The organism is Gemmatimonadota bacterium (genome assembly GCA_040882465.1).
Taxonomy (GTDB): domain Bacteria; phylum Gemmatimonadota; class Gemmatimonadetes; order Longimicrobiales; family Gaopeijiaceae; genus JBBEBG01.
The window spans coordinates 37,911-48,837 of sequence record JBBEBG010000008.1 but is presented as its reverse complement, the minus strand read 5'-3'; the positions used below and the strand labels follow the sequence as shown (position 1 = coordinate 48,837).

Here is a 10,927-nt window from a genome sequence, read left to right as displayed (position 1 = left end):
CCCCCCCCCCCCCCACCCTTCGAGCTTTTTTTCCGCCGGCCTTACTCGCGGGCGTCGTACCCGAGGAATCGGTTCAGCCGCCGCAGGTAGAGGACGAGTCCCACACCGAGGGCCAGAAACACCGTTCCAATGGTGAGGGATCCGATGGCCCCCGTCCGCCCAAATCCGACGATCTCCCAAGCTCCGTAACCGAAGCAAAAGAAGATCGCGACGGTGATGAGCCCTCGGTGGAAGGGAATGAGCGACATCAGTGCCTCCGCTGCGTTGTCCGGTTGAGAAGGGAAGAAATGTAGCGCCACTGGTGCGGTTTCAGCGACCCGTCAGAGCGGAGACGGCGCCTCCGGATCCTCCCTCCAGGACCGATATTCGTCCTTCGTCCACCGGAAGAAAACGGCGGTGATGGCAGCCCAGAAGATCAACATCCCCGGAATCCACATGATGAGGCCCCCCAGACGCTGGTCATCGAGGGCGGAAAGCCCCGTGACGCGGGGAGCCGCCGCGTACCAGCGATAGAGCGTCGAGTCCGACAGCGTGATGAAGGCGGAGATCACCGTCCCCGGAATCCCGAAGAGAAAGACATACCCCATGAGGAGGGGCCCCGTCGGAATCCTCTCCAGCTCTTCCACTGGATTCACGACGGGCCACCACATCATGACGGCTACGGCCATGAAGCTCAGGTGTTGGCCGATGTGGATGCCGTGATCCATCAGGGCCAGGTCGTAGTTCTGCGGAAGGTGCCAGAAGATGAAAACCGCGTTGTAGGCGACGAAGGCGACTCCCGGGTGCGTGAGGACTCGGCCGGCGAGGTAGACCGGGCGCCACTCCAGTGCCTTCCGGATCAGCCAGGGCGGAAGCCCCCAGATGAGGAAGGGGGGCATCACCAACATGAGGAGGAGGTGCTGCACCATGTGGGCGGAGAAGAGATACTCGTCCGCCCACTCGTGCAGCGGCCCGTTCAGCGAAAAAAAGATCACGAGAAGGGCGGCGACCCACGATGCAACTCTCGCGGAGGATGCGGACTCCGAGCTCCAGCCGAATCGCCGGCGGGCCGGACCCACGGCCAGGAGGTACCCCACGAGGAGGTACATACACCCGATGAGAATGCTGGGGGATACGCTCATGGAGTCACCGGCGGACTGTCACCCCGTGCCGCCCTGCGGCACGAGGTCCCGGGAAGAACTGCTGGGAAATCCCTCGAAAGGCTTCGCCCCGATCCGTTAGCTCTGCAGTTGCGGGAGGAAATGGTAGAGCACGACGAGTGCGCTCACCATGAAGGCCGCCAGCGCCGCCCCGCAAATGAAGATCCAGGTGAGCGAGCGGTGATCCATCTTCAGATGCATGAAAAACATGATCACCAAGACGACCTTCGCGGCGGAGAGGAGCACCAGGAGGGGGGTCGCCGCCGTTTCGAACGCCGGCATGTAGTAGATCGCCACCTCGATCCCGGTCACCACAGACAGAATGACCCCGATCAGGACGTAGAAAGAGACCGAAGGGTGGCTCTTATGCCCGTCCCCGTGTTCCACGCTGGTCCCCATCGGCTCTTCGCGCATCTCGCTCGCTCCGCTTCCGATCAGCTGATCAGGTAAACGAGGGTGAAGATCACGATCCAGATGATGTCCACGAAGTGCCAGTAGAGCCCCGCGATCTCCACCTGTTCGGCCTTGGCCGGCGGAATCTTCCCGCGCGCGATCTGGATCGCGAGCGTCCCCATCCAGATGACCCCCACCGCCACATGCACCTTGTGCGTCCCGGTCAGGACGTAATACGACGACCCGAAGGTGCTCGAGGTGATCGTGAGCCCTTCATGGATGAAGTGGGTGTATTCCCACGCCTCGATTCCGATGAAGGCGAGACCCATCGCCATGACCATGGCAAGCCAGAAAATCGCCCGGCCGTTCAGCGCACGCTGGACGGCGTCCAGGGCAAGCACCATCGCAAGCGAGCTGAAGAGGAGGATCGTCGTGCTTGTGGTCGTCAGGAGGATGTTGAACAGATCCTCCGGATAGGGGCCGACCACCGCCTGCCCCTTGTAGACCATATAAGTCGAGATCAGAGTCCCGAAAAAGAGACACTCGGAGGCGATGAAGGTCCAGAATCCGAGCTTCCAGCTCGAGACCCCCGTGGCCGTGTATCCGTGGTCGCCAGGCTGCGCCGTCGAAACGTGGCTCATGGTTCCGCCGCCTCAGTGCCCATCGGGAAAGGCCGGCTCGAAGGCCCACATGAAGAGGCAGAACGCCACCGGCAGAACCCCCAGGACGATGATCCACCAGGTCCCCGTCATGACGAGCCCCCACGCGAGCGTCACCGCGGCCGCGAGGAGAAGGGGCCAGAATGAGGGGCTCGGCATCACCGGCTCCGGGCCGCCTTCCTTCATGGTGACCGCCTCGATCTCCCTCCGTTCCTCCTCGTTCCAGAGCGGCTCTCGGCTCTTCACGGTCGGAATCCCAACGAAATTGTAGTGATGCGGGGGTGACGGGATCGACCATTCCAAGTGCGGCGCCCCCCAGGGGTTGGGGCCCGCGCGCTCCCCTTTGCGGGCGCTCACCAGAAGATTCCACATCATGATGAGCGCAGAGAACCCGAAGATGAACGCCCCCACCGTCGAAAGCAGGTTGAAAGACTCGACGTTCAGCTCCGCCGGATAGGTGAAGACTCTCCGGGGAAGCCCGAAAAGACCCGCAAAATGCATTGGGAAGAAGGTCAGGTTGAACCCGATCATCGTGGTCCAGAAATGCCACTTCCCGAGCGTCTCGTTCAGAAATCGTCCGGTCGCCTTCGGGAACCAGTAGTAAAGCCCGGCCCAGAGCCCCATCATCGCGCCCCCCACGATCACGTAATGGAAGTGCGCGACCACGAAGTACGAATCGTGCTGCTGAAGGTCCACCGGCGCCGACGCGTGCATGATCCCTGAAAGCCCGCCGACGGTGAAGACCGCAACGAGTCCGACGGAGAAGAGCATCGCAGTCGTGAATCGGAGCGACCCTCCCCACATCGTCCCCAACCAGTTGAAGATCTTCACCCCCGTCGGGATGGCGATGATCATCGTGGCGGCGACGAAGAAGGAGTCGGCGATCGGCCCGAGCCCCACCGTGAACATGTGGTGGCTCCACACTCCCCAACCGATGAATCCGATCAGGATTCCGGCGTAGACGACGATCGGGTATCCGAAGAGCGGCTTCTTGGAGAAAGTCGGGATGACATCCGAGATCACCCCGAACGAGGGGAGAACCAGGATGTAGACCTCGGGGTGCCCGAAGATCCAAAAGAGGTGCTGCCAGAGGATCGGGTCGCCGCCGGCGGCCGGGTTGAAGAAGTTCGTCGAAAAGACCCGGTCGAAGCCCAGAAGAGCGAGGGCCACCGCGATCACGGGGATCGCGGTGATGAGGATGAAGCTCGTCACCAAGGTCATCCAGGTGAAAAGCGGCATCCGCATCAGCTTCATCCCGGGCGCGCGCAGGTTCAGGATCGTCGTGATGAAGTTCACGCCCCCGGCGATCGACGCGATTCCGATGATCGAAAGCCCGATGAACCAGAAGTCCACGTTTCGCCCGGGCGAATACGTAGTCGAAGTCAGTGTCGCATATCCAACCCAACTCGCGTTCGGCGCCGCTCCGAAGAGGAACGACGAGTTCATGTAGAGTCCCCCAAAGAGGAAGATCCAGTATGAGAACGCGTTCAGCCGCGGGAAGGCGACATCTCTCGCACCGATCTGGAGGGGGACGACGAAGTTGAAGAAGGCCACGGCCATCGGCATCGCCACGAGGAAGACCATCGTGGTGCCGTGCATCGTGAAAAGCTGGTTGAAGACCTCCGCCGAAACGAAGTCGTTGTCGGCGCGGGCCAGCTGGATACGCATCAAGAGCGCTTCGAACCCGCCCACGAGGAAGAAGACGGAGGCGGTTACGAAATACATAATCGCAATCCGCTTGTGATCCACCGTCGTAATCCAGCTCCAGAGGCCGGTGGCCTCGTGGCGCACGACGGAAGGTGTAGTCGCTACCGACGACATGATCTCGTCTTCCTCTCTGGCGGCGTCGTCCGACCGGTTACCTGAGACTGGAGAGGAAGGCCGCCACGGCGGTCACCTGCTCCTCGCTGAGACCCGTGGCGGGCCAGGAGTACATCTGGTCGCGCCCGCGGGGAATTTGCATCATTGCCTGCGTTCCGGGCATCTCCGCCCCGGGCTTCACACTCTGGGGGTCGCGGATCCAGCGGGCGAGGTTCTCCGGAGTATTCGGTAGGCGTCCCGCGCCAATGCTTCCGCGAGCCCCGAAAAGAGTGAGATTCGGACCGACACGCCCCTGGGCCGTCGTCCCGTTGATCGCGTGGCAAGCCACGCAGGTGCTTTGCGTCAGGAAGGCGGTTCGGCCGGCGGCGACGAGTGGGTCTTCCTGCGCGGCCACGGGGAGGGGTGGCTGTGCGGGAGGTGGGGCCGGAGCCTGTGGGGCGACTTGGGTGACGGCCAGCCCCGCGGAGTCGGGCGGCGCGGGAGTCTCCGCATCGGAGGCCGTCACGGCACCCGCCAACCACCGCTCGAGCCACGCCTGGAAATCGGCTTCGGCCGCGACGACGGCTCGCAGCCCCATGAAGGCGTGTGACTCCCCGCAGAACTCCGCACACTGCCCGAGGTATGTCCCCGCTACGGTCGGGGTGAAGTGGATCCACGTATAGCCCGGCTCCCCCTCCCCTTCCCGCAACGCGGGCTCGGGTGCGAGGTCACGCTTCCCGCCGAGTGCGGGAATCCAGAAGGAGTGCACGACGTCCCGCGCCTCGAGCCGGAGGCTCACCGGTCGGCCCAGGGGGAGCCGAAGCTCGTTCGCCGTGGAGACACCCTGTTCGGGATATTCGAATTGCCACCAAAACCGGTGTCCCGTCACATGCACGATGAGCGCATCGTCGGAGAGCGGCCGCTGGGTGGCGAAGACTGCCTGAATCGTCGGAACCACGATGGCCATGACGATCAGCGCGGGCCCGATCGTCCATCCGATCTCGAGACCCATGTGGCCGCGGATCTGCCTCGGCTTTGGATCGCCCTCCTTCCCCCGGAACTTCACGAGGACGTATGCGAGCACGGTCCACACCACGGCCAGGATGAGCATCGTCCACCAGAAGATGCTCACGTACAGCGAGTGGATCGCTTCGGCGAAGTCGGACTGGGGATGGATCGTGGACTGCGGATACGCCGCCTCCCCGCCGCATGCCGCGACGAGCAGGACGCCGAGGAGGGCCGCGCACCAGCCGGCCGCCCCCGAGGGGCGCTTCGAACCGATTTCTCGTGAGGGACGAGGTTGTCTGAGCATCGCGCGTACGGGCTGACCCGGCATCCAACGAGCCGACCCACTCGAGCCGGCCTGAACCGAGATTATATCGGAGACGGGGAAGGGCCGGCGCTCACCGGCGGATCCCTCAAGACAATTCGTCGAGAGGAATCGCCTCGTCGATGAGCATGACCGGGATCCCATCCCGGATCGGGTAGAGGAGCCGGCCGTCCTCTCGGACCAGTCCGGCCTCCAACTCTTCCGCGACCGCCTTACCGCCACGCGTGGTCAAGCGCCCTTCGGCTATTTCAAGGTTCACGCGGTCGAGTAGGGACTTCTCGGCCAGGTGAACCGACGCCTTCGTCTCCGGACACACCAAAATTTCCAGCAATTCAGGATCCACCATCGAACAACTCCGCGTCGGTGTCAACCGTGCCGAGGGGTTCCGGCGAGGTCCCGGCGCCCACGGAAAGGAATGCGCTTCGAACCGAGGTTGGGTAACTTAGCACGCAGGAAGGTTGGGGGCGACGGAGAGACGGCCCCGCATGGGCCCCCGCAATCGCCCCGAGTCCCGCGCCGCGACACCACACCATGAAGACGCCCCGCCTGGCTTTCGGGATCCTCAGCGCCCTCGCTCTCGCCGCCTGCGAGGGGGTGGATGCCGGCGTCCACCCGGGGGGGAACCTCCCAATTCCTCCAGCGGATCACGCCTTCGTCATCTTCGGGAACGACACGGTCACCACCGAAGTGGCGGACACTTCGGACGAACACTCCCAGGGCCTCATGGGGCGGACGGACCTTCCCGAAGACGGCGGTATGTTCTTCGTCTTCCAGAATGAGACGATACGCTCCTTTTGGATGAAAGACACGGACATCCCCCTCGACATCGCCTTCCTGAACCGTCTTTACGAGGTTGTGGACATCCAACAGATGGAGCCCCGGACGGAGATCATGCACACCTCCGCGGCCCCCGCCATGTTCGCCCTCGAAGTCGAGCAGGGTTGGTTCGCGGACCACGGAGTCGCGGTTGGGAGCCGCGCTCAGGTCATCTACGGCCCGAACTGACGCAGGCTCACCCCGGCCCGCCCCCGAATCCGAAGCTCGCCACGACGAGGAGGATGAGAAGGAGGGTTCCCACCGATACGGCTGCCGCCGCCCCCGCTCCCTTTTTTCCGTCGATCACGGCCGCGCCTACGCCGACGAGCGCGATGGCCCATAAGGCGAAGAGGTCGAGGAGGCCGAGAAAACGGCCCGCCAACCCATCCCCGAGGAAGGGGAAGAGCCCGCCCAAAGTGAGGTTGAACTGAATGTCTCCGGAGAGGATTCGGAGAGGGGTGAGGAGGGCGCCGGCAACCGAGAGAATCAGAGACGCGTGCGCCGCCACCGCGAAATACTGCTTGAAACGTCCCTCGAATCCGAATCCGAAGCGGAAGAGGAAGCTGAAGAGACCGGCGGTGAGGGCTATCGTGATCGGAAAGAAGATAAACGCGCCCACCGAACCGCCGATCCGTCCGATCGTCACCATCATTCCGAGATCGGCGGGAGCCTCACCCCCCGCCTGCGCGATCTGGTTCCGTATCATGTCCTCGAAGAGCTCCGCGGGGATCACGAGGTTGGAGGCCGCCGCCAGCACTGCGCCGAGGAGAATCGCCCCCCACGCGACCGGGCGTTCTCGAAGCGCCTGGAAGAGCCGGACGGGAGAGACGAACACCTGCACCACCCTCGTCGGGAGTGGCGCGAGCCTCGGAGCGTCCGTCTCTTCGATCGGATCCTCTGTGTCGGACATGGCGTGCGTCCCCTGAAAGCGGTCCCGTCCACCCGTCCCAGGCACCCATTCGAGCCTGCGGGCCGCCCTATCGTGCCGCCCTACCCAGTCACGCGCAACCCCGCGCCGTCCTCTTGGCTCCCACCCTTCTCCCGCGTTATCCTGCTCGTGTGCATCCATGCCGCCCCTCGCAGTGAAAGTGAGCGTTTCGCATGAGTTTTCGGACGAATCCGGATCGGATCCTCGACCACATAGATCGGGAGCGAAGCCGCGAGGATGAACGGCGAGACGAGTTCGTGCGCGATGCCTCCGCGCGCGAGTTGGGAACGGAGGTCCCGAGTCCCGACGCCACACCCGCCGAGCGGGTCCGCCGCATCTTCGCGCTCGTCGAGAAGGCCTACGTGGCCGCCGCCTCCGGACCGGAGATCCGACGGTTGGCCCAGCGCTTCCAGACGGTGGGGGACATCTCCGGGCATCACGCGAGAGGGGATGTCAGCGTGACTGTCTCCTACCTCGATCACGACCGCCCGGACGACGTGGGGCTGAGCCCCTTCGAGATCCTCCCCCTGAGGGTCGAAGAGGCGCGGAAGGTCACGCGCACGAACCGCCCCGACGCCAACGCCCTTCGGATCCTCCGGGAAGATCTGCGCACCGGCGTCGTGGGAGCCTACAGGAAAATGGAACCCCGACTGCGCGATGCCGTGCGGGAGAGGGCCGATGTCGGCCACGTCTCGGTGCGTGTCACGCTCGACCTCCGCGCCGCAGGGTGACGCTCCGCCCCTGACCGATCCCCTCCCAACCGCCATTCCGGGGAAAGCTACGGTTCCGCGGGTCCTCGTCGTTTTTTTCGACGGCGTCGGGATCGGCGAGCCGGATCCCGAGATCAACCCATTCTTCCGAGCCGAACTCCCCGTCCTCTCGGGAGCCTTGGGCGGACTCCTCCCCACGCTCGCAGACCTCGCTCCCTTCGGCCTCGCCGGAAGAACCCTTCCCCTCGACGCCTGCCTCGGCGTCCCGGGGACGCCGCAGAGCGGGACCGGGCAGGTGGCTCTTCTCACGGGAAGAAACGCCGCGGAGATCCTGGGTCGCCACTTCGGTCCCTGGCCTCCCGTTCGACTTCGTCCGCTCCTCGAGGAAGAGAACTTCCTCCGTCGCGCGGTACAGCTCGGGGGCGACGTCGCCTTCGCGAACGCGTATCCCGAGGGGTATCCGGGGGACCGCCCGGCACGCCGGGTCGCCGCACCACCGATCGCGGCGCGGGCGGCGGGAGTCCTCGAGCGCGAGCACCGCGCCCTCGCCGAGGGGCGGGCGGTCGCCTCGGAGATCGTGAACGACGGATGGATCGAGTTCCTTGGGCATGCCGAAATTCCGCGCGTGACCCCCGAGGAGGCCGGAGCCAATCTGGCGAAGCTGGCCGGTGGTGCCGACCTCACTTTCTTCGCGCACTACCAGACGGACCTCGCGGGACATCGGGGAGGAATGGACGGGGCCATTGCGGCTCTCGAACGCGTGGACCGGTTCCTCGGCGGCCTCCTCGCTCACCTTCCTTCCGATCTCCTGGTCCTGGTCTCGAGCGACCACGGAAATCTCGAGGACATCCGCGGCGGACACACCCGAAATCCCGCGCTGGGGCTCGCCCTCGGACCGCATGCCGCCACCGTTCCACCGCTGCACTCGATTCTCGGTCTCGCTGAATTCGTGCTCGCGCAGGTCGAGGCGCGTGTAGGGGCCATGGGCGGCGGCTGACGGCTACCCGGCCGAGGCGCTCCCGGGACGGCCACTCCAGCGCGGCCACCCCACCCGTGACGGTTGCCCCGTCGGCGGTTTTCCTAGGGCCCGGTTGCCCGGTACCGGATTTGCGAGAGCGCATCGCTCGGAGTCGCCGGGGGCCACTCCGCGGTTCGGTCCCCTCCCCCCATCCCCACGCCCCGCAACGGCCGACAACTTTCCGGGGTGCCCGAGCTCGCGACCCACTCCCGCGCAGATCCGGGGCCACGACGCATTCTCGGGGCCCTTCTCCTCGACTCGGGCGCCATCCGCCCGGCCGAGTTGGACCGAGCCCTCGAGGCGCAGCGAAAGACCGGAGAGCGACTGGGCGAGGCGATGGTGCGGTTGGGATGTGTGCCGGAAGAGTCCGTCGCGCGAGCGCTCGCTGGCCAGCTCGGCCTCCCTTTCGAGGTCGGCCCGCTCACTCCGGACGCGGAGGCGCTTCGGCTCGTCCGGGGAGCCTTCGCCCGCGGACGTGGAGTCCTCCCCCTCCGGCTCAGGGGTCGGTTCCTCCAGGTCGCCGTGAGGGATCCACTCGACCTCGCCACGCTCGACGACCTGCAGTTCCAGAGCGGTCGGCGAGTCGAACCGATCGTCACAACCCCATCGGCGCTGAGCGAGGCGCTCACCGCCGCGTTCCACTCCCCCGCGCCGATTCGGCCGACCTCCGGAGGGGACGGCGAAGCTCTCGACCCCCGTGCCGAGGCGCCTCCCGAATCCGAGGAGGCCACGGCGCCGCCCATCGTCCGCCTGGTGGACCTCCTCATCCGCCGATCCGTCGAGGCCGGCGCAAGCGATCTCCACGTCGAGCAGGGAGCCCGCGATCTCCTGGTACGGGAGCGCATCGATGGTGTCTTGCGACGGGTGACGGCCGTCGCGCCTTCGGCTCGGGCCGCGCTCCTTTCGCGCATCAAGATCTTGGCAGGAATGGACATCTCGGTGAAGCGCCGGCCCCAGGACGGCGGATTCCCGCTCCAGCACGAGGGCCGGACATTGAGCGTGCGGGTCTCGACCCTTCCGGTCGAGGCCGGGGAGAAGGCGGTCCTCCGCTTCCTCGATCCTCGCTCCGCTCCCGCAAACCTCGAGGCGCTCGGTTTTTCCGCCGAAGATCTCGGCCGCCTGCGCGCCCTCCTACGGGGAGGGCGGGGTGTGGTCCTCGCCGCGGGACCTACCGGGAGCGGGAAGAGCTCCACGCTCTTCGGGGCACTCGGGGAGCTGAACCGCGACGAGTCGAATGTGGTGACCCTCGAGGACCCCATCGAATATCGGGTCGAGGGAGTGAATCAGGTCCAGGTAAACCCCAAGTCGGGGCTCACTTTTCCCGCGGCGCTGCGCGCCGTCCTGCGGCAGGACCCGGACATCATCATGGTAGGAGAGATTCGGGACCGGGAGACCGCGGAGATCGCGATGTCGGCCGCGATCACCGGCCACCTCGTCCTCTCGACCATTCACACGATCGACGCCCCCTCGGGGATCACCCGCCTCATCCAGATGGGCGTACCGGCGCATCTCGTGGCGGGAGGACTCGCCGGGATCGTCGCGCAGCGCCTCGTGCGCCGGTGTTGTCTCGCGTGCCGAGGTCGAGCGAAGGGATGCCCCGCATGCCACGAGGGATACCGAGGGCGAACGGGGGTCTTTCAACTCCTGACGGTCACGGAAACGCTCCGCGAGATGGTCGCCCGCGGGGCGGATGCAGGGGAGCTCCGCCGCCGGGCCGAGGAGGGGGGGATGGGAACGATGGCGGAGGACGCCCGCCGCAAGGTCACCGAGGGAGTGACGACGCCCCACGAAGTCGCCCGCGTCCTTCGCGAGGACCCGGGCGAGGCTCTTCCGTGCATGAGGTGTGGAGGGGGCCTCCCTCCCGATGGCCGCGGCTGTCCCTTCTGTGGCTTTTGTCGGATCCAGGCCTGTGCCTGCGGCCGGTCGCTTCGGAAGGGGTGGCGTTATTGCCCTGATTGTCTGCGAAAAGTGGTGCCGGCCCTCTGATCCGAGAGGGGTCAATCTCCGAGGAAGAGTTGGCCGAGCGCCGGGAATCCTTGCCGCGCCTTCTTCCCGCGCCCTACCTTCCCACCTATTCCCCCGGGGCCCATCCCGCGGGCCCCCGGCTCCCTCTCCTCTTCCCTCCGGTTCCGTC

12 protein-coding genes are annotated in these 10,927 nt (G+C 65.7%); 4 read left to right on the top strand and 8 right to left on the bottom strand.

Annotated features, from left to right (window positions below):
• Positions 1-41 precede the first annotated feature (41 nt).
• From WEG36_02510 to WEG36_02480, 7 genes are all read right to left on the bottom strand, one after another.
• The gene (locus tag WEG36_02510; GenBank protein MEX1256468.1) at positions 42-248 is read right to left on the bottom strand and encodes a hypothetical protein; all 207 of its coding nucleotides are present in this window, start codon (positions 246-248) and stop codon (positions 42-44) included.
• A 72-nt stretch (positions 249-320) separates the two neighbouring features.
• A complete protein-coding gene (locus WEG36_02505; GenBank protein MEX1256467.1) occupies positions 321-1,121 on the bottom strand; it encodes a cytochrome c oxidase assembly protein in 801 nt (266 codons plus the stop codon).
• Positions 1,122-1,217: 96 nt separating this feature from the next.
• Positions 1,218-1,553 carry a cytochrome C oxidase subunit IV family protein gene (locus WEG36_02500; GenBank protein MEX1256466.1) on the bottom strand — a complete coding sequence of 112 codons (336 nt, stop codon included), beginning with the start codon at positions 1,551-1,553 and terminating at the stop codon, positions 1,218-1,220.
• A gap of 20 nt (positions 1,554-1,573) precedes the next feature.
• Positions 1,574-2,173, bottom strand: a complete 600-nt coding sequence (locus WEG36_02495; protein ID MEX1256465.1) for a cytochrome c oxidase subunit 3 — start codon at positions 2,171-2,173, stop codon at positions 1,574-1,576.
• A gap of 12 nt (positions 2,174-2,185) precedes the next feature.
• Positions 2,186-4,012, bottom strand: coding sequence for a cytochrome c oxidase subunit I (gene ctaD, locus WEG36_02490; protein MEX1256464.1), 1,827 nt, complete (start codon positions 4,010-4,012; stop codon positions 2,186-2,188).
• 37 nt (positions 4,013-4,049) lie between these two features.
• Positions 4,050-5,303, bottom strand: a complete 1,254-nt coding sequence (coxB, locus tag WEG36_02485; protein MEX1256463.1) for a cytochrome c oxidase subunit II — start codon at positions 5,301-5,303, stop codon at positions 4,050-4,052.
• A gap of 106 nt (positions 5,304-5,409) precedes the next feature.
• Positions 5,410-5,667: a Trm112 family protein gene (locus WEG36_02480; protein MEX1256462.1), complete on the bottom strand. Its 258-nt coding sequence runs from the start codon at positions 5,665-5,667 to the stop codon at positions 5,410-5,412.
• Between the two features lie 185 nt (positions 5,668-5,852).
• Between WEG36_02480 and WEG36_02475 the strand changes: the two genes are divergently transcribed.
• Complete coding sequence (locus WEG36_02475; GenBank protein ID MEX1256461.1) at positions 5,853-6,326, top strand: DUF192 domain-containing protein; 474 nt, start codon at positions 5,853-5,855, stop codon at positions 6,324-6,326.
• A gap of 7 nt (positions 6,327-6,333) precedes the next feature.
• Here WEG36_02475 and WEG36_02470 read toward each other — a convergent pair whose 3' ends face one another.
• Positions 6,334-7,047: a YIP1 family protein gene (locus tag WEG36_02470; GenBank protein MEX1256460.1), complete on the bottom strand. Its 714-nt coding sequence runs from the start codon at positions 7,045-7,047 to the stop codon at positions 6,334-6,336.
• A 191-nt stretch (positions 7,048-7,238) separates the two neighbouring features.
• On the opposite strand from WEG36_02470, the gene WEG36_02465 reads away from it, so the two are divergent.
• From WEG36_02465 to WEG36_02455, 3 genes are all read left to right on the top strand, one after another.
• The gene (locus tag WEG36_02465; GenBank protein MEX1256459.1) at positions 7,239-7,796 is read left to right on the top strand and encodes a hypothetical protein; all 558 of its coding nucleotides are present in this window, start codon (positions 7,239-7,241) and stop codon (positions 7,794-7,796) included.
• The gene (locus WEG36_02460) at positions 7,744-8,772 is read left to right on the top strand and encodes an alkaline phosphatase family protein (GenBank protein MEX1256458.1); all 1,029 of its coding nucleotides are present in this window, start codon (positions 7,744-7,746) and stop codon (positions 8,770-8,772) included. Before WEG36_02465 ends, WEG36_02460 begins: the two co-directional genes overlap by 53 nt.
• Positions 8,773-8,979: 207 nt before the next feature.
• Positions 8,980-10,779, top strand: a complete 1,800-nt coding sequence (locus WEG36_02455) for an ATPase, T2SS/T4P/T4SS family (protein ID MEX1256457.1) — start codon at positions 8,980-8,982, stop codon at positions 10,777-10,779.
• The last annotated feature ends 148 nt before the right edge of the window (positions 10,780-10,927 follow it).

What these genes read in the sequence shown, in the direction of transcription:
- WEG36_02460 (MEX1256458.1), top strand. Translation starts at nt 7,744, where the DNA reads ATGTCGGCCACGTCTCGGTGCGTGTCACGCTCGACCTCCGCGCCGCAG.
- WEG36_02495 (MEX1256465.1), bottom strand. Translation starts at nt 2,173, where the DNA reads ATGAGCCACGTTTCGACGGCGCAGCCTGGCGACCACGGATACACGGCC.
- WEG36_02465 (MEX1256459.1), top strand. Translation starts at nt 7,239, where the DNA reads ATGAGTTTTCGGACGAATCCGGATCGGATCCTCGACCACATAGATCGG.
- coxB (MEX1256463.1), bottom strand. Translation starts at nt 5,303, where the DNA reads ATGCTCAGACAACCTCGTCCCTCACGAGAAATCGGTTCGAAGCGCCCC.
- WEG36_02470 (MEX1256460.1), bottom strand. Translation starts at nt 7,047, where the DNA reads ATGTCCGACACAGAGGATCCGATCGAAGAGACGGACGCTCCGAGGCTC.
- WEG36_02480 (MEX1256462.1), bottom strand. Translation starts at nt 5,667, where the DNA reads ATGGTGGATCCTGAATTGCTGGAAATTTTGGTGTGTCCGGAGACGAAG.
- ctaD (MEX1256464.1), bottom strand. Translation starts at nt 4,012, where the DNA reads ATGTCGTCGGTAGCGACTACACCTTCCGTCGTGCGCCACGAGGCCACC.
- WEG36_02510 (MEX1256468.1), bottom strand. Translation starts at nt 248, where the DNA reads ATGTCGCTCATTCCCTTCCACCGAGGGCTCATCACCGTCGCGATCTTC.
- WEG36_02500 (MEX1256466.1), bottom strand. Translation starts at nt 1,553, where the DNA reads ATGCGCGAAGAGCCGATGGGGACCAGCGTGGAACACGGGGACGGGCAT.
- WEG36_02475 (MEX1256461.1), top strand. Translation starts at nt 5,853, where the DNA reads ATGAAGACGCCCCGCCTGGCTTTCGGGATCCTCAGCGCCCTCGCTCTC.
- WEG36_02505 (MEX1256467.1), bottom strand. Translation starts at nt 1,121, where the DNA reads ATGAGCGTATCCCCCAGCATTCTCATCGGGTGTATGTACCTCCTCGTG.